This is a genomic window from Klebsiella aerogenes KCTC 2190 (genome assembly GCF_000215745.1).
Classification (GTDB): domain Bacteria; phylum Pseudomonadota; class Gammaproteobacteria; order Enterobacterales; family Enterobacteriaceae; genus Klebsiella; species Klebsiella aerogenes.
Genome location: NC_015663.1, coordinates 3,200,867 through 3,221,908, shown reverse-complemented (window position 1 = coordinate 3,221,908; position 21,042 = coordinate 3,200,867). Strand labels below are relative to the sequence as shown.

At 54.7% G+C, this 21,042-nt stretch carries 19 protein-coding genes; 15 read left to right on the top strand and 4 right to left on the bottom strand.

The window, feature by feature from the left end; all coding sequences use genetic code 11:
* Nucleotides 1-28 precede the first annotated feature (28 nt).
* The gene (locus EAE_RS15280) at nucleotides 29-1,687 is read right to left on the bottom strand and encodes an ATP-dependent endonuclease (RefSeq protein ID WP_015704871.1); all 1,659 of its coding nucleotides are present in this window, start codon (nucleotides 1,685-1,687) and stop codon (nucleotides 29-31) included.
* A 396-nt stretch (nucleotides 1,688-2,083) separates the two neighbouring features.
* On the opposite strand from EAE_RS15280, the gene aqpZ reads away from it, so the two are divergent.
* The 4 genes from aqpZ to hcr all read left to right on the top strand — a co-directional run bounded on the left by aqpZ (nucleotide 2,084) and on the right by hcr (nucleotide 6,572).
* A complete protein-coding gene (aqpZ, locus tag EAE_RS15275; RefSeq protein ID WP_015704870.1) occupies nucleotides 2,084-2,779 on the top strand; it encodes an aquaporin Z in 696 nt (231 codons plus the stop codon).
* A gap of 117 nt (nucleotides 2,780-2,896) precedes the next feature.
* Nucleotides 2,897-3,796 carry a LysO family transporter gene (locus tag EAE_RS15270; protein WP_015367501.1) on the top strand — a complete coding sequence of 300 codons (900 nt, stop codon included), beginning with the start codon at nucleotides 2,897-2,899 and terminating at the stop codon, nucleotides 3,794-3,796.
* A gap of 143 nt (nucleotides 3,797-3,939) precedes the next feature.
* Nucleotides 3,940-5,592 carry a hydroxylamine reductase gene (hcp, locus tag EAE_RS15265; protein WP_015704869.1) on the top strand — a complete coding sequence of 551 codons (1,653 nt, stop codon included), beginning with the start codon at nucleotides 3,940-3,942 and terminating at the stop codon, nucleotides 5,590-5,592.
* An 11-nt stretch (nucleotides 5,593-5,603) separates the two neighbouring features.
* Nucleotides 5,604-6,572 carry an NADH oxidoreductase gene (hcr, locus tag EAE_RS15260; protein WP_015704868.1) on the top strand — a complete coding sequence of 323 codons (969 nt, stop codon included), beginning with the start codon at nucleotides 5,604-5,606 and terminating at the stop codon, nucleotides 6,570-6,572.
* A 497-nt stretch (nucleotides 6,573-7,069) separates the two neighbouring features.
* Here the strand turns inward: hcr and EAE_RS15255 are convergent, their stop codons facing one another.
* On the bottom strand, nucleotides 7,070-7,504 hold the full coding sequence (locus tag EAE_RS15255) for a DoxX family protein (protein ID WP_015704866.1): 435 nt from the start codon (nucleotides 7,502-7,504) through the stop codon (nucleotides 7,070-7,072).
* 152 nt (nucleotides 7,505-7,656) lie between these two features.
* Between EAE_RS15255 and poxB the strand changes: the two genes are divergently transcribed.
* The 4 genes from poxB (at nucleotide 7,657) to EAE_RS15235 (ending at nucleotide 12,969) form a co-directional block, all read left to right on the top strand.
* Nucleotides 7,657-9,375, top strand: coding sequence for a ubiquinone-dependent pyruvate dehydrogenase (poxB, locus tag EAE_RS15250; protein ID WP_015704865.1), 1,719 nt, complete (start codon nucleotides 7,657-7,659; stop codon nucleotides 9,373-9,375).
* A gap of 38 nt (nucleotides 9,376-9,413) precedes the next feature.
* A complete protein-coding gene (gene ltaE, locus EAE_RS15245) occupies nucleotides 9,414-10,415 on the top strand; it encodes a low-specificity L-threonine aldolase (RefSeq protein WP_015704864.1) in 1,002 nt (333 codons plus the stop codon).
* 10 nt (nucleotides 10,416-10,425) lie between these two features.
* Complete coding sequence (locus EAE_RS15240; protein ID WP_015704863.1) at nucleotides 10,426-11,868, top strand: SDR family oxidoreductase; 1,443 nt, start codon at nucleotides 10,426-10,428, stop codon at nucleotides 11,866-11,868.
* A gap of 87 nt (nucleotides 11,869-11,955) precedes the next feature.
* Nucleotides 11,956-12,969, top strand: coding sequence for an NAD-dependent epimerase/dehydratase family protein (locus tag EAE_RS15235; RefSeq protein WP_015367508.1), 1,014 nt, complete (start codon nucleotides 11,956-11,958; stop codon nucleotides 12,967-12,969).
* A 45-nt stretch (nucleotides 12,970-13,014) separates the two neighbouring features.
* Here EAE_RS15235 and EAE_RS15230 read toward each other — a convergent pair whose 3' ends face one another.
* Nucleotides 13,015-13,857: an N-acetylmuramoyl-L-alanine amidase gene (locus EAE_RS15230; RefSeq protein WP_015367510.1), complete on the bottom strand. Its 843-nt coding sequence runs from the start codon at nucleotides 13,855-13,857 to the stop codon at nucleotides 13,015-13,017.
* Nucleotides 13,845-14,984, bottom strand: coding sequence for a GGDEF domain-containing protein (locus EAE_RS15225; protein ID WP_015367511.1), 1,140 nt, complete (start codon nucleotides 14,982-14,984; stop codon nucleotides 13,845-13,847). The genes EAE_RS15230 and EAE_RS15225 overlap by 13 nt, the downstream gene beginning before the upstream one ends.
* A gap of 365 nt (nucleotides 14,985-15,349) precedes the next feature.
* Between EAE_RS15225 and yahO the strand changes: the two genes are divergently transcribed.
* The 7 genes from yahO (at nucleotide 15,350) to artM (ending at nucleotide 20,868) form a co-directional block, all read left to right on the top strand.
* A complete protein-coding gene (yahO, locus tag EAE_RS15220; RefSeq protein WP_020079275.1) occupies nucleotides 15,350-15,622 on the top strand; it encodes a DUF1471 family periplasmic protein YahO in 273 nt (90 codons plus the stop codon).
* Between the two features lie 299 nt (nucleotides 15,623-15,921).
* A complete protein-coding gene (locus tag EAE_RS15215; RefSeq protein WP_015704861.1) occupies nucleotides 15,922-17,109 on the top strand; it encodes an OmpP1/FadL family transporter in 1,188 nt (395 codons plus the stop codon).
* A gap of 146 nt (nucleotides 17,110-17,255) precedes the next feature.
* Entirely contained in the window at nucleotides 17,256-17,771 is a 516-nt protein-coding gene (locus tag EAE_RS15210; protein ID WP_015704860.1) for a lipoprotein, read from the top strand.
* 226 nt (nucleotides 17,772-17,997) lie between these two features.
* Complete coding sequence (artP, locus tag EAE_RS15205) at nucleotides 17,998-18,726, top strand: arginine ABC transporter ATP-binding protein ArtP (RefSeq protein ID WP_015367515.1); 729 nt, start codon at nucleotides 17,998-18,000, stop codon at nucleotides 18,724-18,726.
* 19 nt (nucleotides 18,727-18,745) lie between these two features.
* Nucleotides 18,746-19,477 carry an arginine ABC transporter substrate-binding protein ArtI gene (gene artI, locus EAE_RS15200; protein ID WP_015367516.1) on the top strand — a complete coding sequence of 244 codons (732 nt, stop codon included), beginning with the start codon at nucleotides 18,746-18,748 and terminating at the stop codon, nucleotides 19,475-19,477.
* Between the two features lie 6 nt (nucleotides 19,478-19,483).
* Nucleotides 19,484-20,200: an arginine ABC transporter permease ArtQ gene (gene artQ, locus EAE_RS15195; RefSeq protein ID WP_015367517.1), complete on the top strand. Its 717-nt coding sequence runs from the start codon at nucleotides 19,484-19,486 to the stop codon at nucleotides 20,198-20,200.
* Entirely contained in the window at nucleotides 20,200-20,868 is a 669-nt protein-coding gene (gene artM / locus EAE_RS15190) for an arginine ABC transporter permease ArtM (protein ID WP_015704859.1), read from the top strand. The genes artQ and artM overlap by 1 nt, the downstream gene beginning before the upstream one ends.
* Nucleotides 20,869-21,042: the final 174 nt, after the last annotated feature.

The following is a 21,042-nucleotide window of genomic DNA, read 5'->3' as shown; positions in this document are numbered from 1 at the left end:
GTAACATGGCACGGTTTTCGCCGCTGGCCTAATCAGCGCGCCCGCGCGCCAGCCACAGCACGCGGGAAAACATCTTTTTCAGTAACGTCGGGACGGCGTCGATTCCCCGCCGCCCGGCCTCCATTGCGACCTCTATCGCCAGATCGGGTTTCGATGAACGATGTATGGCTTTTGTGATTACCCGGCGCATGTTCATCGGCATATTCTCCGGGATCTGCGCCACGCGATGGTAAACATCGTCGAACCCCTGACGATACATAAAGTGTTCCATGTCCATTGCCGGAAGCATGGTTAAGTGCACTCGTTCCAGTTCGTTATCATTGTTGAGCAGCCCACGTACCGTAGCGGCATACTTCTTACCGGCCTCATCACCATCTACCAACACATGCCATTCAATCCCCATCCGGCGGGCGAATTTTATCAGCGGCTTGAGCCCGGATTGGGCGAATTCAATCACCTTCACCCCTTCAGCATCGAAATGATGCCCGCACTGGCGCGCCAGTTCGTTGATAACCCAGGTTTCCGTTTCGCCTTCCACCAGTAACCAGCAACGGGCAAACAGCGATGACGCGCGGTTGAAGCGAATGTGAAACGCAATGCGGCGACTATCTTCCGCATTCATCCCGCCGGGACCGAGCCGCCACGCCGAGACGCGGGACGATTCACGCACCAGCCGACACACCTGCTCAACCGGCGTCAACGACAACAGCTCGCCGGAATTGGTCGTGGTCACTCGCTGCAGTGGCAGCAGATTCAGCAAATGCCAGGCGACCGAGAGCATGATCGGATGCAGACGCGTTTCCGGGTCCTCAATCAGCAGCAGCGGCCGCGCATCGCGATCGAGTCGGACGGTTCCCTTCGCCTGCAATAAAGTGGAGAACAACCCAAGCAAGATCACCCGATGACTGCGACCGCCGGGTTTATCAATCATTCGGTTAATAATATCGAGATAGCGCCAGCTGCGTTGTTCGTCATGAGAACGTCGGCGCATCAGGCGATTGCGGCTTTGCGCGCTGCTCTGCTCGGCGAAGTAATGTTCTAGCAGTTGCACCATCGCCGACAGCCCTTCGCGGATTTGTCCATCGGTAAGATTTTGCGGATGATTGACCAGTTCGCGGGAGAGAAAATCCAGTTGCCTGGCGGTAATCTCAATTTGCGGCGAATGCGGCACGGTTCCGTTGTGAATTCGGCGCATAAAGCGGGCGTCGCGCAGGCGCAATACCGGCATTAAGCGCACCAGGTGGCGCGCCAGATCGTCGATATCATGCATCTCCAGCGCCTCTCCCTGGCAGTTAATAAAACTACGCAGAGTCATCACGCTGCCGTCATCAGCCAGCTCACCCTCAAGGCGATAGAAAATGCGCTGATAGCCGTCATCACAGGGCACCCAGCAATCGCTAAGGGGGCGAAAACGGCGTACGCGATGGCGCCCGGGTTCATTTTCGCGGAAGGTTAAAATGATATGCAGATGATGCTCCCGCCCCTGAATATCGCCGGGGGGAAACCAGAAGTCATCGCGCACGAAATGGTACAGGTCAAACTCAGGCGATAAAAGCAGCGTCAGAGCGTCCAGCAGACTGGATTTCCCCCAGGCGTTCTCGCCGATTAGCACATTGTTTTGCTCAAGCATCAACGATAAACGGTTGATACCGCGAAATCCGACGATCTCTACACGCTCAAGATGCATATCCCCTCCACCTGGCGCCACATTCTCCTTCAGTAATCAGCAGTATAGCGAGACCGGGGCGACATGGCATCCTTTGCGCAAAGAGTGAACCATAGCCCGTTGGGGCATAAGAGTTTGTAAGGTTACAACACTTAATTTCATTTAATTAATTAAATAATTCATCATTGTGAGTAGTTTATTTTTCAAATTTATGTTCTACACTTGCATAATTCATGCATGGTGAAAGGAAGACCATCTCATTGCTCTAAATCAAATTACATCAATTTATTTAACTAGTCCGAGGGTGGCGTTCGTTCCTAAAATAGCGGCGCTTTATTTTTATCGTCATTCTTTGCGTCGATAAATAAAGACCGGCACGTCATAACGTGTTCGTTTACATTATTATTTGAGGTGGTTATGTTCAGAAAATTAGCAGCAGAGTGCTTTGGCACATTCTGGCTCGTATTCGGCGGCTGCGGTAGCGCAGTGCTGGCAGCGGCTTTCCCGGAACTGGGAATTGGTTTTGCCGGCGTGGCCTTAGCCTTTGGTTTAACCGTATTAACTATGGCGTTCGCCGTGGGCCATATTTCCGGCGGTCACTTTAACCCGGCGGTCACTTTAGGTCTGTGGGCTGGCGGTCGTTTCCCGGCTAAAGACGTAATTGGTTATATTGTCGCACAGGTTGTCGGCGGTATTATTGCCGCCGCCGTGCTGTACGTTATCGCCAGCGGTAAAGCCGGTTTCGACGCTGCCGCGAGCGGCTTCGCTTCAAACGGTTTCGGCGAACACTCCCCAGGCGGCTACTCCATGCTGTCCGCTATCGTTATCGAAATCGTGCTGACCTGTGGTTTCCTGCTGGTTATTCACGGTGCGACCGATAAAAACGCCCCGGCGGGCTTTGCGCCGATCGCTATCGGCCTGGCGCTGACCCTTATCCACCTGATTAGCATTCCGGTGACCAATACGTCCGTTAACCCGGCACGTAGCACCGCGGTCGCTATCTTCCAGGGCGGCTGGGCGCTGCAACAGCTGTGGTTGTTCTGGGTGATGCCAATCATCGGCGGTATCCTCGGCGGCGTGCTGTATCGCACCCTGCTCGAAAAACGCGATTAATCCTCGCGAGAAGCCCGGCGATGCCGGGCTTTTTCTTTTTGTCGACAGCTTTACTCGGCCTGGCGAATTGGGTAGTGTCATTGGCGCTATTCTTAATTTGCAAGGACCTTGCCGTTCATGTTTTCGGGACTATTAATCATTCTGCTGCCGTTGATTGTCGGCTATCTGATTCCTCTGCGTCACCCTTCCGCACTTAAACTGATTACCCGGCTGCTGAGCTGGATTGTTTACGTGATCCTCTTTTTCATGGGGATTAGCCTTGCCTTCCTCGATAATCTCAGCAGCAATCTGTTGTCGATACTGCATTACTCTGCGGTAAGTATTGTGGTTATTATTCTGTGCAATATTGCAGCACTATTATGGCTGGATAAAAAAATGCCGTGGCGGGTCAAGCATCGTCCGGAAAAATTACCCTCGCGCCTGGCGATGGCTCTCGAGTCGCTGCAGCTGCTTGGCGTCGTACTAATTGGTTTCCTGCTGGGGTTAAGCGGCCTCTCATTTTTACAACACGCGACCGAAGCCAGCGAATATACGTTAATTTTCTTGTTATTCCTTATCGGTATTCAGCTGCGTAATAATGGAATGACATTACGGCAAATTGTGCTTAATCGCCGCGGAATGATTGTCGCGGTAGTGGTCGCGGCGAGCTCATTATTTGGCGGAGTGATTAATGCCCTTATTCTTGGTCTGCCCATTAAAACCGGTCTGGCGATGGCGTCCGGCTTCGGCTGGTACTCCCTTTCCGGGATCCTGATGACCGAATCCTATGGCCCGGTCATTGGCAGCGCTACATTCTTTAACGATCTGGCCCGCGAACTGCTGGCGATAATGTTAATCCCCGGCATGGTATTGCGTAGCCGCTCTACCGCGCTTGGGCTGTGCGGCGCAACCTCAATGGACTTTACTCTACCGGTGCTACAGCGCTCAGGCGGCGTAGAAATCGTTCCTGCAGCTATCGTACACGGTTTTATCCTTAGTCTGCTGGTGCCGGTACTGATGGCGTTCTTCTCAGCCTGATCCCCCGTGGCGGTAGATTCCCTACCGCCAAAATTGCGCTAAATCAATCTCCCTTTAAGTTGTGTCAGAAATACCTTTTCTCCGTACAGCCACAGGCATAATCTTAAACATGTATCTAAAATATAACTTTAAAAGGTGTGATCATGTTTTGTGTGCAATGTGAACAAACTATCCGTACGCCGGCAGGAAATGGCTGTTCTTACGCGCAGGGTATGTGCGGTAAAACCGCTGAGACCTCTGATTTGCAGGATCTGTTGATTGCTTCTTTGCAGGGTCTGTCCGCATGGGCCGTTAAAGCGCGTGAATATGGCATCATCGATCATGAGGTGGATAATTTTGCCCCGCGCGCATTCTTCTCTACTTTGACCAACGTGAACTTCGACTCGCCGCGTATCGTTGGTTACGCCCGTCAGGCGATCGCCATGCGCGAGGCGCTGAAAGCGCAATGCCTGAATATTGATGCCAACGCTTCGGTCGACAGCCCGGTAGCCGATCTGCAACTGGTCAGCGATGATCTCGGCGATCTGCAGCGTCAGGCGGCGGACTATACGCCAAATAAAGACAAGGCCGCGATCGGCGAGAATATCCTCGGCCTGCGCCTGCTGTGCCTGTACGGCCTGAAAGGCGCCGCGGCCTATATGGAACACGCGCACGTGCTCGGTCAGTACGACAACGACATTTACGCCCAGTATCATAAAATCATGGCGTGGCTGGGTACCTGGCCTGCCGATATGAATGCTCTGCTGGAGTGTTCGATGGAAATCGGCCAGATGAACTTCAAAGTGATGAGTATCCTCGACGCCGGTGAAACCACGAAATATGGTCACCCAACGCCGACTCAGGTCAACGTTAAAGCCACCGAAGGTAAGTGCATCCTGATCTCCGGACACGACCTGAAAGATCTCTATAACCTGCTGGAGCAGACTGAAGGCACCGGCGTTAACGTCTATACCCACGGTGAAATGTTGCCGGCGCACGGTTATCCGGAGCTGCGTAAGTTCAAACACCTGATTGGCAACTACGGCAGCGGTTGGCAAAACCAGCAGGTTGAATTCGCCCGCTTCCCGGGCCCCATCGTAATGACCTCGAACTGCATCATCGACCCAACCGTCGGCGCCTACGACGACCGCATCTGGACCCGCAGCATCGTCGGCTGGCCGGGCGTCAATCATCTGGAAGGCGAAGATTTCTCCCCGGTTATCACCCAGGCGCAGCAAATGGCCGGCTTCCCGTACAGCGAAATCCCGCATCTGATCACCGTCGGCTTCGGTCGCCAGACGCTGCTCGGCGCGGCGGATACGCTGATTGATCTGGTTAGCCGTGAAAAACTGCGTCACATCTTCCTCGTCGGCGGCTGCGACGGCGCGCGCGGCGAACGTAACTACTTCACCGATTTCGCTACCAGCGTACCAGACGACTGCCTGATTTTGACCCTCGCGTGCGGTAAATACCGCTTCAACAAACTGGATTTCGGCGATATCGAAGGCCTGCCGCGTCTGGTCGATGCCGGTCAGTGTAACGATGCCTACTCGGCGATTATTCTCGCGGTAACGCTGGCGGAAAAACTGGGCTGCGGCGTAAACGATCTGCCGCTGTCGTTGGTGCTCTCCTGGTTCGAACAAAAAGCCATCGTCATCCTGCTGACGCTGCTGTCGCTGGGGGTGAAAAACATAGTCACCGGTCCGACCGCGCCAGGCTTCTTCACCCCGGACCTGCTGGCTATCCTCAACGAGAAATTTGGTCTGCGTTCCGTCACCACCGTAGAACAAGATATGCAGCAGTTGCTGAGCGCATAAGGAGTCACCGCATGACAATGCCAACCGATCAGTGCCCGTGGCGGATGCAGGTTCATCATATTCAGCAGGAAACGCCTGATGTGTGGACCATTTCGTTGCTGTGCCACGACTACTATCCCTATCGCGCCGGGCAGTACGCGCTGGTCAGCGTGCGCCATTCGGCGGATACGCTGCGTGCCTACACCCTCTCCTCAACGCCGGGGGTCAGTGAATACATTACGCTGACCGTTCGTCGTATTGATGATGGCGCAGGCTCACAGTGGTTAACCCGCGATGTGAAACGCGGCGACTATATCTGGCTGTCGGATGCGATGGGCGAGTTTACCTGTGAAGATAAAACAAGCGATCGTTTTCTGATGCTGGCCGCCGGCTGCGGCGTGACGCCGATTATGTCGATGCGCCGCTGGTTAGCGAAGTATCGTCCGCAGGCAGATGTGCAGGTTATCTTTAACGTGCGTTCGCCGCAGGATGTCATTTTCGCCGAAGAGTGGCGTCAATACCCGGTCACGCTGGTGGCGGAACACGACGCGACGCCGGGCTTCGTCGCCGGTCGCCTCACCCGCGAACTATTGCAAAGCGTGCCGGATTTAGCCAACCGTACCGTAATGACCTGCGGCCCGGCGCCTTATATGGAGATGGTCGAACAGGAAGTGACGGCGCTTGGCGTGACGCGTTTCTTTAAAGAGAAGTTCTTTACCCCGGTGGCGGAAGCCGCTACCGACGGATTGAAATTCACCAAGCTGCAGCCGGCGAAAACGTTCTACGCGCCGGTCGGCACCACGTTGCTGGAAGCGCTGGAGAGCAATAAGGTACCGGTGACCGTCGCCTGCCGCGCTGGCGTCTGCGGCTGCTGCAAAACCAAAGTGGTTGCCGGCGAATATAGCGTTACCAGCACCATGACGCTGACCGATGCCGAAATCGCCGACGGCTACGTGCTGGCCTGCTCCTGTCACCCGCAGAGCGATCTGGTTCTCGCCTGAGGTTAAAATCCCAGGGGGCGCTACCGCTTACCGGGGCTACAGGCCAGTAGATACTGTTATCGGTTTGCAACGGTTTTGGTCGGGGAAAACATGTGCTTTGTGTTAATTCTGAGCACATTGCGCTCCGATATTTCTTCTGCGTTATGCCCCTCATGGCGCAGGGAGCGCACAGGGGGCGGCCAGTCGCCGCCGCCCCCTGTACCCCCGGGCTCTGGCCGCCAACACCGACAGTTTCAGCCAGCATGGTGAATAAATTAAAGGCAGGCCGCACTGTTATCGGTTTGCAACTTTTTTAAGGGTTTTCCCGGACGCGGCGCGTTGCGCCTTCTCCGGGCTACCAAATCGCAAAGCGCTGTAGCCCCGGTAAGCGGCAGCGCCACCGGGGGATTTTGAGATCACCAGCACCAGTAGTGTCAGCCAGCGTGGTGAATAAATTAAAGGCAGGCCGCACGGACCGTAGGCCGGATAAGGCATTAATGCCGCCATCCGGCACTTTTTTACCGCCAGGCCGACTGACCGGCCAACGAATAACGCCCTGCCCCTAATAGCGCAATCGCCAGTGCGCCAATAAAGAAATAGACCAGGCTTTCAATCGCCCATGCGCCGACCGCATCCAGCGCGAACGTTTTACCTGTCCCAACCATCAGCCAGGCCACCGCCATGGTAAACGCCAGCACCAACGCCGCCGGGCGCGTCAAAACGCCAAGAATAAGTAAACAAGGCGCGACGACTTCCCCCACCAGCACGCCATAGGCAATAAAGCCCGGTAGCCCTTTCGCGACCAGCATGCCGCTGATGCCATCCACGCCGTCGATTAGCTTATGTAGACCGTGAAACAACATTAAGCCGCCAACGGCAAGTCGTAACAAGAGTTTACCGGCATCTTCATGCGACAGCGTTTTATTTACTGCGTTTAACAATCCCTTAACCATTTGATGTGCTTCCTGTTTTACACCCTGTGTGATCCCAGAGTATGCACAATATTCCACCAACAAAACCAGTGAAAAATAAGGGGCAATTGGCAACGTAACCTGTAGTTTCATCTAAGCTTGATAGCGTTATCACAAAAAGGAGATGGAAAACCATGAAACAGACCGTAGCGTCATATATTGCCAAAACGCTTGAACAGGCCGGCGTGAAACGTATTTGGGGAGTGACCGGGGATTCCCTCAACGGCTTGAGCGACAGTTTAAACCGCATGGGGACCATCGAATGGATGCCGACCCGCCATGAAGAGGTTGCCGCCTTTGCCGCCGGTGCCGAAGCCCAACTCACCGGCGAGCTGGCGGTGTGCGCCGGTTCCTGCGGACCGGGCAACCTTCATCTGATTAACGGTTTGTTTGATTGCCATCGTAACCACGTACCGGTTCTGGCTATCGCCGCCCATATTCCGTCGAGCGAAATCGGCAGCGGTTATTTCCAGGAAACGCATCCGCAGGAGCTGTTCCGCGAATGTAGCCACTACTGCGAGCTGGTCTCCACACCGGAGCAAATTCCGCAAGTTCTGGCTATCGCCATGCGTAAGGCGGTGATTAACCGCGGCGTGTCTGTGGTGGTCCTGCCCGGCGACGTGGCGCTGAAACCGGCCCCGGAAAGCGCCAGCAGCCACTGGTATCACGCTCCGCAGCCCACGGTCACTCCGGCGGATGAAGAGCTGCACAAGCTGGCGCAGCTGATCCGCTACTCGAGTAATATTGCCCTGATGTGCGGCAGCGGCTGCGCCGGCGCGCACCAGGAGCTGGTGGAGTTTGCGGCAAAAATTAAGGCCCCTGTCGTCCATGCCCTGCGCGGGAAAGAGCACGTCGAATACGACAATCCTTACGATGTTGGCATGACCGGGCTTATCGGCTTCTCTTCCGGTTTCCATACCATGATGAACGCCGACACGCTGATCCTGCTCGGCACCCAGTTCCCCTATCGCGCGTTCTACCCTACCGACGCCAAAATTATTCAGATCGACATCAACCCCGGTAGCATCGGCGCGCATAGTAAGGTCGACATGGCGCTGGTGGGCGATATCAAATCGACACTGAAAGCCCTGCTGCCGCTGCTGGAAGAGAAAACCGATCGTCGCTTCCTCGATAAAGCGCTGGAGGATTATCGCGAAGCGCGTAAAGGGCTTGACGATCTCGCCAAACCCAGCGAAAAAGCGCTCCATCCCCAGTATCTGGCGCAGCAGATTAGCCGCTTTGCCGACGACGACGCGATCTTTACCTGCGACGTCGGTACCCCCACCGTCTGGGCGGCACGCTATCTGCAGATGAACGGCAAACGCCGCCTGTTGGGTTCGTTTAACCACGGCTCGATGGCCAACGCCATGCCGCAGGCTATTGGCGCCAAAGCGACCGCGCCGAATCGCCAGGTCATCGCCATGTGCGGCGATGGCGGTTTCAGCATGCTGATGGGGGATTTTCTATCGCTGGCGCAGATGAAGCTGCCGGTGAAAATCGTTATTTTTAATAACAGCATTCTCGGCTTTGTAGCGATGGAGATGAAAGCCGGCGGCTATCTGACCGACGGTACCGAGTTGCACGACACCAATTTCGCCCGCATTGCCGAAGCCTGCGGGATCAAAGGAATACGCGTCGAGAAAGCTTCTGAAGTTGATGAGGCGCTGCAGACCGCCTTTAGCACCGACGGTCCGGTATTAGTCGATGTAGTGGTAGCGAAGGAAGAGCTGGCGATCCCGCCGCAAATTAAGCTGGAGCAGGCCAAAGGATTTAGCCTGTATATGCTGCGGGCGATTATCAGCGGACGCGGCGATGAAGTGATCGAACTGGCGAAAACCAACTGGCTCAGGTAAAACAATGCTATCACCCTGAATCAGAACAAGGATATGCCGTGATAGATCTTCGCAGTGATACCGTAACTCGCCCCGGGCGCGCCATGATGGAGGCCATGATGGCCGCCCCGGTCGGGGACGATGTGTATGGCGACGACCCAACCGTCAATGAACTCCAGCGCTATGCCGCTGAGCTCGCAGGCAAAGAGGCGGCGCTGTTTCTGCCTACCGGCACCCAGGCCAATCTCGTTGGCCTGCTTAGCCACTGCCAGCGCGGCGAAGAGTACATCGTCGGCCAGGGCGCGCATAACTATCTGTATGAAGCCGGCGGCGCAGCGGTGCTGGGCAGTATTCAGCCGCAGCCGATCGATGCCGCGGCGGACGGTTCGCTGCCGCTGGATAAAGTCGCGGCCAAAATTAAGCCCGACGATATCCATTTCGCCCCCACCCGCCTGTTAAGCCTGGAGAATACGCACAACGGTAAGGTGTTGCCGCGCGGCTATCTGCAAGAGGCCTGGACGTTCACCCGCCAGCGCAATCTGGCGTTACATGTCGATGGCGCGCGTATTTTCAACGCCGTTGTAGCGTACGGCTGCGAGCTGCGCGATATTGCGCAGTACTGTGATTCGTTCACCATTTGCCTGTCAAAAGGGCTCGGTACGCCGGTCGGTTCTCTGCTGCTGGGCAGCGAAGCGTACATCCGCCGCGCCATTCGCTGGCGTAAAATGGTCGGCGGCGGGATGCGTCAGGCAGGCATTCTGGCCGCTGCCGGTCTGTACGCGCTGCAGAATAACGTAGCCCGTCTGCAGGAGGATCACGACAACGCCGCGTGGATGGCGGAACAGCTACGCGCCGTCGGCGCTGATGTGATGCGTCACGATACCAACATGCTGTTCGTACGCGTCGGTGAGGAGCAGGCTCGGGCGCTCGGCGAATTCATGCAGGCTCGCGGCGTGTTGATCAACGCCTCGCCAGTCGTGCGTCTGGTCATGCATCTCGATGTTAATCGCCAGCAGTTGACGGAAGTGGTCGGTCACTGGCAAGCCTTTTTACAACGCTAAGGAGTCAGGCGTGTCGCAATCTATTCTGGTGCTTGGCGCCAGCGGCTATATTGGCCAGCATCTGGTGCGCGAATTAAGCGCACGAGGTTATCCGGTGTTGGCGGCGGCACGCCATATCGACAGGCTGCAGAAGCTCGATCTTCCCGGCGTCACCTGCCACGCTATCGACCTCAATCAGCCGCAGGATCTCCCGGCACTGCTTCGCGGGGTCGATACCCTTTACTATCTGGTGCATGGCATGGGCGAAGGCGGCGATTTCATCGCCCATGAACGTCGGGTCGCCATTAACGTGCGCGATGCCTTGCGTCAGACGCCGGTGCGCCAGGTGATATTTCTCAGCTCGCTGCAGGCTCCGGCGCAGGAGCAGTCCGACCATCTGCGCGCCCGCCAGGTGACGGCCGATGTCCTACGCGAGTCAGGGATCCCCGTTACCGAATTACGGGCCGGTATCATCGTCGGCGCCGGATCCGCCGCTTTTGAAGTGATGCGCGACATGGTTTACAACCTGCCGGTGCTGACGCCGCCGCGCTGGGTACGCTCACGCACAACCCCCATCGCGCTGGAAAATCTGCTCTACTATCTGGTGGAGTTACTTAACCATCCGGCTCGCGAGCACCGCGTCTTCGAGGCCGCCGGCCCGGATATTCTCAGCTATCAGCAGCAGTTCACCCATTTTATGGCGGTCAGCGGCAAGCATCGCCTGTTGATCCCTATCCCCTTTCCGACCCGCTGGATTTCGGTGTGGTTCCTGAACGTTATCACCTCGGTGCCCCCCACCATCGCTAAAGCGCTGATTCAGGGTCTCAAGCACGATCTGATCGCCGACGATCGTTCGCTTCGCGCGCTGATCCCGCAAACCTTGATTCCCTTCGATCAGGCGGTGCGTCGTACTTTGAAAGAAGAAGAACAGCTGGTGAACTCCAGCGATTGGGGCTACGACGCTCAGGCTTTCGCCCGCTGGCGGCCGGAGTATGGCTACTACCCAAAGCAGGCTGGCTGCACCGTTAGCACCCAGGCAAGCCGTAAGGCGCTATGGCGAGTGGTGAACCAAATCGGCGGTGAAGAGGGTTATTTCTTCGGCAACATTCTGTGGAAAATCCGCGGCGCCATGGATCTGCTGGTCGGCCATCGTTTAGCAAAAGGGCGGCCGCAACATGATTATCTGCAAACTGGCGATACTGTCGACAGTTGGAAAGTGATTATTGTGGAAGAAGAACAACAGCTAACCCTATTGTTTGGCATGAAAGCCCCCGGTCTTGGTCGTTTAAGCTTTACCATTAGCGATAAAGGCGACCATCGTGAACTGGACGTTCGCGCCTGGTGGCATCCGCACGGCATGCCCGGCCTGTTCTACTGGCTACTGATGATCCCGGCGCATCTGTTTATTTTTCGCGGCATGGCGCGACGCATCGCCCGCCAGGCCGAGCAAATCACAGGCAAAAACGAAGATTAAGCGTTATTCTTTCATGATTCTCATTGCATACTCGGGAGAATCACGGAAAAATGCGCACGAAATTCTTTTCTGGGACAGTAGATTGATATGAAGGTACTGGTTACCGGTGCGACCAGCGGATTAGGCCGTAATGCGGTGGAATATCTGCGCAACAAGGGCATCAGCGTGCGAGCGACCGGGCGCAACGAAGCGATGGGTAAGCTTCTGAGCAAAATGGGCGCGGAGTTTATTCCTGCCGATCTCACCGAACTGGTCTCTTCGCAGGCTAAAGTGATGCTCGCCGGTATTGATACGCTATGGCACTGTTCCAGCTTTACCTCGCCGTGGGGTACCCAGCAAGCCTTCGATTTAGCTAACGTTCGCGCAACGCGCCGCCTTGGCGAATGGTCCGTTGCCTGGGGCGTACGCAATTTCGTCCATATTTCATCGCCTTCGCTCTATTTCGATTATCACCACCATCGCGATATTCAGGAAGATTTCCGCCCACACCGCTTCGCCAATGAATTCGCCCGCAGCAAGGCGGCCAGCGAAGAGGTTATCAACCTGCTGGCGCAGGCGAACCCGCATACCCGCTTTACGATATTGCGCCCGCAAAGCCTGTTTGGGCCGCATGATAAGGTCTTTATTCCGCGAATGGTGCAAATGATGCGCCACTACGGCAGCGTGCTCTTGCCGCGCGGCGGTAACGCGCTGGTGGACATGACTTACTACGAAAACGCGGTGCATGCGATGTGGTTGGCCAGTCAGCCGCAGTGCGACCACTTACCTTCCGCGCGGGCGTGGAATATCAGCAACGGCGAGCCGCGGACGCTGCGCAGTATCGTGCAGAAGCTCATCGACGAGCTGGGCATCAAGTGCCGAATCCGCTCGGTGCCCTATCCGATGTTGGATATTATTGCCCGCAGCATGGAGCATTTCGGCAATAAATCGGCAAAAGAACCTGCTTTCACGCATTACGGCGTTTCGAAGCTCAATTTCGACTTTACCCTCGATATCAGCCGCGCTCAGCAGGAACTTGGCTATCAGCCGATCGTTACCCTCGATGAGGGGGTTACCCGCACCGCCGCGTGGTTAAAAGACCACGGTAAACTACACGATTAAAACCGACGCTTACGGCAGCAAGTCACCCGGTTTGCTGCCAAATACTCATCCTTGTCCATATTTTTCCAGCAACGCTTCGGCGATCGCCTGCGTTTGCGCATCGGCCACGCCGTCCCAGCGTGCCGGCCTGAAGTGCATCTGGAAGGCCATAATCACCCGTTTTTGCTGCGCCGGGGTCATCTCCGGGGTGACCTGATAGCCGTAGCGCGACAGCAGGTCTAACAATTCTCCGCTATCAACTGGCTGCCAGCCTGGACGCCCTTGCAAATAAAAGGCGACGCGTGAATCATCAGGCCAGGCGCCAATTCCCTGCTGCGCCAGCGCCCGCCACGGGAACAGCGGGCCAGGGTCGTCCTTGCGCTGCGGCGCGATATCGGCATGAGCCACGACATTTTGCGGCTGAATGTGATAGCGGGCGATGATATCTTTCGCCAGCGGGATAAGCGCGTCAATTTGCGTCGGATTAAATGGGGTAAAACTTTTTATATCGCCGTTTTTTTGCCAGCCGCGATTTTCCAGCTCAATACCAATAGAGGTATCGTTGATACGCGTGCTGCCGCGCCAGAAGCTGATACCGGCGTGCCAGGCTAAATCTTCCTCCGGCACCAGTTGCCAGATACGCGGTTTACCGTGGTGCAGAGGCGGCTGCTCGGGAATTAAATAGTGCGAACTAACCTCTTTATCGGTCAGGGTCGCCAGCGAGACATCAAAGTTATCGGCGGTATAGTGAATGACCAGGACTTTAATACGCGGATAGGCCGCCTGCGCCGGATGACGGGTATCCAACTGATAACCCTGTTTGTCGACAATACCCTGCTCCTGCGCACAGCCTGCCAGCAGCAAAGCGGCAAGCGCAAGCTGGATAATGCGCTTTGCTAATAAGACCATCGATTACGTCCTTCTTGCTTGGCTTTATACAGCGCAGCATCCGCCTGCGCGATTAACTCTGACGCCGGGACGCGCCCGTCCGAGGCGACAATACCCATACTGACCGTCACTAGCGGCCCGGCATCGGATTTGGCATGCGGCAGCGCCGCTTCGCGAATCTTCTGTTGGATCCGCTGCGCCACCGCCGTGGCGCTATCTAATGATTGCAGCGGCAGGACAATCACAAACTCCTCGCCGCCATAGCGCGCCACCATATCCTCCTGCGCGCGTACCGACATTTTCAGCACGGAGGCGATGCAGGAGAGGCAGTAATCTCCCGCCTGGTGACCGTAGTGATCGTTATAACGTTTAAAAAAGTCGACATCGAGGATGATCAGCGCCAGCGGCTCTTTACGTTCCCAGGCCTGCGCTAAAAAATTGTCCAGCGCCCGGCGGTTGGCGGTCGCCGTCAAGGCATCCTGATTCGCCATGTTTTCCAACCGATTAATCAGTTGCATGTTCTCCTGATGGGTTTTCCAGGCCTCATCATACCAGCGCTGTAATATCTGCCGGCCATAAATCATAATGGCGGTGCATATTCCCCACAGAATCAGAAAACGTAAATCGACACCATGATGTATTTGCACGCCAGCGAGTAATGAAATACCCCATAAAGGAACAAGGTAAGCCACGAGGCCCACCGGAAAATAATAGAGCGCGGCAAGACCGGTGGTCATTAAAATAACCAGCAGCGGCCACGCGAACGGCAGCGACCATAAAATGATGAAGCAGTAACTACTCACCGACCAGCATAAACTGAGAATCAACAAAATAGCGGAAATCACTTTTGTGGCATAAATACCGCTTAATATCCGCCCGGAGATAACCATCATGCAAAGCGCCAGCGAGAAAACGATAATGGCCCCAAGCGCCATCTCCAGATAAGGAATAATATCCTGGTGAGTCAAGCTCTGATGATCGAACTCGGTGAACAGAACGTTGCGGAAGATGACCATCAAGGCAAAGGCGATATTGACGAACGCTAACCACGGCATGCTGCGCGACAGTGCATGTTTTTGCACATTTTCGCGATTGGCCCACAGCATTGCTCGATCCTGGCGCGGATCCAGCCGTTGTTCGGTCGGCATAGCTACTCCTTTTTTAGCGACTGGACAAGCAGTTGAGCTGCCCGCTGTGTCTTTCTCTTTATGATAAACCATCAACCCCGGAATGTCTGTTGCTGGCCGCTTCAGCCCCTCGCCGCTTAACGTCATTTTCAGCTAACGACAGATGAAAATGGTCTTAGGCTCCGACAACGTCTATTACGCAAAAAAAAGCAAGCATTATCAATGAGAACCCTGTCATCTTTTCTTTAAAAAATCGTTAATTTTAGGTCATAAAAATGCAGCATTTCGCTTGAAAAAAAGACGGGCTTGATTCAATCTGATGGCGCTCATTGGTTAGTTAAAACAAGAGCATGATGATAGCAAGATAAACAATGGAGATTAATAATATGAAATATGCAGCTTTAGTGGCAGGTGCAGCATTGTTTTTAACCGCGAACGCGTTTTCTGCAGAAATTCTGAGCAAAGAAGATTTCGCTAAGGTAGAGGGTCAATACCAAAAAATTGGCACCATCTCCTCTACCGGACAAACTGCGCCAAGCGATGCGCGCGAAGAATTGATCAAAAAAGCCGATGAAAAAGGCGCTGACGTTGTGGTGCTCTCTTCCGGTAACACCGATAAGAAACTGCACGTATCCGCGAATATCTATAAGAAGAAATAATTAGTTATTGCCGATATAGAAACATTATCATCGTATGGTGATAGTGTTTCTTACTTATTACTCTGTGAATATTTATTTTTATACTCTTTTTCCATTTACCCCTCGTTAATAGTCATATCAAATATGCGCCTTCATCAGGATGCTAATCCGTATAACGCCTAAAATTGGTAATCCACTCCGTTAACGGACTCGCAATATATCCCCCGGACTATCAGTATAAATCCGACGCTAAAAAAGATATGTCCTCTATACTTTGGGCATAAGAATATGCTCGCGTTTTACATTACCGCAGGTGGCAAATGAAAAAAATCGCATTCCTTATTTCTGGGTTGCTCTGCTCTGGCTTCAGCCATGCCAGCGCACTCTATTTTTATGAAATCGGCACCGAAGACGTCGGCCTGGCAGGCGCAGGTCAGGCCGCCCGCGCGCAGGACGCCTCCACCATCGTCACCAACCCAGCCGGCATGACCCGGCTTCCTGACCATATGTTTACCGGCGGCGCGCAGGTCATGGGCGGCGATATCCCGTATCAGATGAATAACGAACACGGCGGTAATAGCCCTGGTAACGTGATGAATCTGTTTCCTAACGCCAGCGGCTTTTACGCACAGAAAATTAACGATGATTTATATGCCGGGATTGGCTTGTATGGCAACTACGGTTTAGGCATCGATTTTGGCAACTGGGCCGGCGATCGTCTTATCAAGAAAAGCACCATGGTGGCGATGACGCTGAGCCCGTCGCTGGCGTGGAAACTTAACGATCGTCTCTCTGTCGGCGCATCCGCCAACCTGAACTATGGTTATTTATCGCTGACGCGTAACGTCGACGGTAATGACGAGAAAGATAAAGACCATGACTGGGCGATGAGCTATCGTCTGGGTCTGCTGATGCAGTTAACCGACCAGACCCGCGCCGGCATCACCTGGAACAGTAAAACCGATTATGACTTTAACGTTAAGGGCAAAGCGCGTTTTCCCAATTTACCGAACGTTGCGTATGATTTGCCTATCTCCGCCCAGGTCCGCGCGCCGCAACAGATCATGCTCAGCATGGTCCACGATATTAATAAACAATGGTCGGTGATGGGCGATCTCGGCTGGCAGGACTGGAGCCAGTTCGGCAGCCCGCAAATCACCGTTGCCGGTCACGAAAGTAGTAAAAATAACCGCCTGAAGGACTCCTGGCATACCGCCATCGGCGTGCAGTACCGGCCGACCGAGCAGTGGCGTCTGAACGCCGGCGTCGGTTTCGACAGCACGGTTTATGATTCACAAAGCGACACGGCGCTCTCGCTGCCAACCGGCGATGAGTGGCGCTTCGCCACCGGCGCGCAATACCAGATAACCCCGGCCAGCAATATCGGCGTCGCGGTCTCTTATCTGCACATGCAATCTTCCCACGTAAAATCACCGGAAATCGTCTCCGGCAGCTACGATCACCCTTACCTGTGGTTCGCCAGCGTCAACTATAGTTATCAATTCTGATACGCCGGCTGCCCGCGCAAGAGGCGCGGACAGCCGATGGTCGTTGTCACATCAAGGTCTTAGCTCTTTGCGTCAAGTACAATTGTCGCGCTTACGCTATGCTTTAGCAGAATCTAACAACGTAGTGAGTTCATAAGGAAATCATCATGCGCTACAACATTCTTGCACTTGTTTTGCCTTGCGCACTGGCGCTGAGCGCCTGTACCACCGTGACCCCGGCTTATAAAGACAACGGCACCCGCAGCGGTTCCTGCATCGAGGGCGGCCCGGACGAGGTAGCGCAGCAGTTCTATGATTATCAAATCCAGCATCGTAATAACGATCTCACCGCGCTGCGCCCGTATCTGAGCGACGATTTGGCTAAACTGCTGAACGACGCTCGTCAGGACCCATCGCGTAACGGGCTACTGCAATCAAATCCATTCTCCAGCAGTTCCACCCCGGCGGATAGCGCCGACGTCGCCAGCGCCTCAACCATCCCGAACCGCGATGCACGCAATATTCCGCTGCGCGTTGAATTAAAACAGGGAACCCAGAGCTGGAAAGATGAAGTGCTGATGATTCAGGAAGGCCAGTGCTGGGCGGTTGACGATGTCCGCTACCTCGGCATAAACAGCCACGCTCCGGCCGGCTCGCTGCGTCAGAGTCTTGAGAAACGCTAATTTCGGCGTTAAAGCCACCCCGCTGAAACGATAACCCCGGTAAAATGTCGGTATTCCGTGTGGTAATGCCGACATTTGTTCCCCCCTACCACACGAACCCATATTTTGTGCTAACTTTAGTGATAAATGTGGTTTACATTTAACTTTTAACGCATAAATATTGCATAACTATTCTGTCAAAGGTACTATTTGCGGCCTCAATAGCTATTTGTATCAGACTGCCCAGATGAGTATTAAACTAAACGGCATTAATTGCTTCTACGGCGCGCACCAGGCGCTGTTCGACATCACGCTGGATTGCCCGCAGGGGGAAACGCTGGTGCTCCTCGGCCCAAGCGGCGCCGGTAAAAGCTCGCTGCTTCGCGTACTCAACCTGCTGGAGATGCCGCGTTCCGGTACCTTAAACATCGCCGGTAATCAATTCGACTTCACCAAAGCGCCGTCTGACAAAGCTATTCGCGAGCTGCGCCAGAATGTCGGGATGGTCTTCCAGCAGTACAACCTGTGGCCACACCTGACCGTGGTGCAAAACCTGATCGAAGCCCCGTGCCGCGTGCTGGGCTTAACCAAAGATCAGGCGCTGGCGCGCGCCGAAAAACTACTTGAGCGTTTACGCCTTAAACCTTACAGCGACCGCTATCCGCTGCATCTGTCAGGCGGTCAACAGCAGCGCGTAGCGATTGCCCGCGCGCTGATGATGGAGCCACAGGTGCTGCTGTTTGATGAACCCACCGCCGCGTTGGATCCGGAAATCACCGCCCAGATCGTCAGCATCATTCGCGAACTGGCGGAAACCGGAATCACCCAGGTTATCGTTACCCACGAAGTGGAAGTGGCGCGTAAAACCGCCAGCCGCGTGGTGTATATGGAAAACGGGCATATCGTTGAGCAAGGGGATGCTAACTGCTTCGCGCATCCGCAAACCGACGCCTTTAAAAACTATCTTTCACATTGATGTTTTCGGGGAAATAACGATGAAAAAAGTACTGATTGCCGCTCTGCTCGCGGGCATGAGCCTTTCCGCTACCGCAGCCCAGACTATCCGTTTCGCCACCGAGGCCTCCTACCCTCCGTTTGAGCTGGTAGACGCCAACAACAAAATCGTCGGCTTTGACGTCGATCTGGCTAACGCGCTGTGTAAAGAGATGGACGCGACCTGCACCTTTACTAACCAGGCTTTCGATAGCCTGATCCCAGGGCTGAAATTCCGCCGCTTCGACGCCGTCATGGCCGGTATGGATATCACCCCTGAGCGTGAAAAACAGGTGCTGTTCAGCACCCCGTATTATGAAAACTCGGCGCTGTTTGTCGGCCAGCAGGGTAAGTTCACCGGCATTGACCAGTTGAAAGGCAAGAAAGTTGGCGTGCAGAACGGTACTACCCATCAGAAATTCATCACTGATAAGCATCCTGAAATCACCACCGTTCCTTATGACAGCTACCAGAATGCCAAACTGGATCTGCAAAACGGCCGCATTGACGCCGTCTTCGGCGACACGGCGGTAGTGACCGAATGGCTGAAGAGCAATCCGAAGCTGGCGCCGGTGGGTGATAAAGTGACGGATAAAGACTACTTCGGTACCGGCCTCGGCATTGCGGTTCGTCAGGGCAATACCGAGCTGCAGCAGAAATTTAACGCTGCGCTGGAAAAAGTGAAGAAAGATGGGACGTACCAGACCATCTATAGCAAATGGTTCCAGAAGTAACGCTGAATGAACGAATTTTTTCCATTAGCAAGCGCCGCCGGGATGACCGTCGGCCTTGCCGTTTGCGCGCTGGTCATCGGCCTGGTGCTGGCGATGCTTTTCGCCGTTCTGGAGTCGGTGAAATGGCGCCCTGTGGCATGGTTGGCGACCGGCATCGTGACGATTTTACGCGGCCTACCGGAAATCCTGGTGGTGCTGTTTATCTACTTTGGTTCCTCACAGCTGCTGCTGACGCTGTCTGACGGTTTTACTCTTAATCTTGGGTTTGTGCAGATTCCGGTACAGATGCAAATTGAGAATTTCGACGTCAGCCCGTTCCTCTGCGGCGCCATTGCGCTTTCCCTACTGTATGCCGCCTATGCCTCGCAGACCCTGCGCGGCGCCTTGAAAGCGGTGCCGCAGGGGCAGTGGGAATCCGGACAAGCGCTGGGTTTGTCGAAGGCGGCGATATTCTTTCGCCTGGTGATGCCGCAGATGTGGCGCCATGCTCTGCCGGGTCTGGGCAACCAGTGGCTGGTGCTGCTGAAGGATACCGCGCTGGTCAGCCTTATCAGCGTCAACGACCTGATGCTGCAAACCAAAAGTATTGCTACCCGTACTCAGGAGCCGTTTAACTGGTACATCATTGCGGCAGCGATTTATCTCGTCATCACCCTGTTGAGTCAATACATCCTCAAGCGTATTGACCAGCGTGCGACGCGCTTCGAACGGAGACCAGGTTGATGCTCGATTACTTACCCGAACTGCTGAAAGGGCTGCATACTAGCCTGACGCTGACCGCGGCATCGATCGTCGTGGCGCTGATCCTGGCGCTGATCTTTACCATCGTCCTGACGTTAAAAACGCCGGTGGTGGTGTGGATCGTCCGCGGTTATATCACCCTGTTTACCGGGACGCCGCTGCTGGTGCAGATCTTCCTGATCTACTACGGGCCAGGACAGTTCCCGTCATTGCAGAATTACCCGGTGCTGTGGCATCTGATTTCTGAGCCCTGGCTGTGCGCGCTGATCGCCTTATCGTTAAACAGCGCGGCTTATACTACCCAGCTGTTCTACGGCGCCATCCGCGCCATTCCGGACGGCCAGTGGCAGTCCTGCAGCGCGCTGGGGATGAGCAAGAAGGATACGCTGGCGATTCTGCTACCGTATGCTTTTAAACGCGCCCTCTCCTCGTACTCGAACGAAGTGGTGTTGGTCTTTAAAAGCACCTCGCTGGCTTACACCATCACGCTGATGGAAGTGATGGGTCATGGCCAGCTGCTGTACGGGCGCACCTATGACGTGATGGTCTTCGGCGCAGCCGGTATCATTTATCTGGTGGTGAACGGCCTGCTGACGCTGCTGATGCGTCTGGTGGAAAGAAAAGCGCTGGCCTTCGAACGTCGTAACTAACATCACGAAATGCATAAACAGTAATATATGAAACGGGTAAGTGCTAATGCTTACCCGTTTTTTTTATAACCAATAAAATAAACATACAACTTTATTGCATATAAATTCATTTGGTGGCATTGTGAACTTCAGCCGTAAACCGGCACAACATCATAAGATTGACCGACGGGAGTC

Bases quoted from the DNA above. Each gene is read 5' to 3' on its own strand.
- EAE_RS15280 (WP_015704871.1), bottom strand. From the start codon at position 1,687: ATGCATCTTGAGCGTGTAGAGATCGTCGGATTTCGCGGTATCAACCGT.
- aqpZ (WP_015704870.1), top strand. From the start codon at position 2,084: ATGTTCAGAAAATTAGCAGCAGAGTGCTTTGGCACATTCTGGCTCGTA.
- EAE_RS15270 (WP_015367501.1), top strand. From the start codon at position 2,897: ATGTTTTCGGGACTATTAATCATTCTGCTGCCGTTGATTGTCGGCTAT.
- hcp (WP_015704869.1), top strand. From the start codon at position 3,940: ATGTTTTGTGTGCAATGTGAACAAACTATCCGTACGCCGGCAGGAAAT.
- hcr (WP_015704868.1), top strand. From the start codon at position 5,604: ATGACAATGCCAACCGATCAGTGCCCGTGGCGGATGCAGGTTCATCAT.
- EAE_RS15255 (WP_015704866.1), bottom strand. From the start codon at position 7,504: ATGGTTAAGGGATTGTTAAACGCAGTAAATAAAACGCTGTCGCATGAA.
- poxB (WP_015704865.1), top strand. From the start codon at position 7,657: ATGAAACAGACCGTAGCGTCATATATTGCCAAAACGCTTGAACAGGCC.
- EAE_RS15235 (WP_015367508.1), top strand. From the start codon at position 11,956: ATGAAGGTACTGGTTACCGGTGCGACCAGCGGATTAGGCCGTAATGCG.
- EAE_RS15230 (WP_015367510.1), bottom strand. From the start codon at position 13,857: ATGGTCTTATTAGCAAAGCGCATTATCCAGCTTGCGCTTGCCGCTTTG.
- EAE_RS15225 (WP_015367511.1), bottom strand. From the start codon at position 14,984: ATGCCGACCGAACAACGGCTGGATCCGCGCCAGGATCGAGCAATGCTG.
- yahO (WP_020079275.1), top strand. From the start codon at position 15,350: ATGAAATATGCAGCTTTAGTGGCAGGTGCAGCATTGTTTTTAACCGCG.
- EAE_RS15215 (WP_015704861.1), top strand. From the start codon at position 15,922: ATGAAAAAAATCGCATTCCTTATTTCTGGGTTGCTCTGCTCTGGCTTC.
- EAE_RS15210 (WP_015704860.1), top strand. From the start codon at position 17,256: ATGCGCTACAACATTCTTGCACTTGTTTTGCCTTGCGCACTGGCGCTG.
- artP (WP_015367515.1), top strand. From the start codon at position 17,998: ATGAGTATTAAACTAAACGGCATTAATTGCTTCTACGGCGCGCACCAG.
- artI (WP_015367516.1), top strand. From the start codon at position 18,746: ATGAAAAAAGTACTGATTGCCGCTCTGCTCGCGGGCATGAGCCTTTCC.
- artQ (WP_015367517.1), top strand. From the start codon at position 19,484: ATGAACGAATTTTTTCCATTAGCAAGCGCCGCCGGGATGACCGTCGGC.
- artM (WP_015704859.1), top strand. From the start codon at position 20,200: ATGCTCGATTACTTACCCGAACTGCTGAAAGGGCTGCATACTAGCCTG.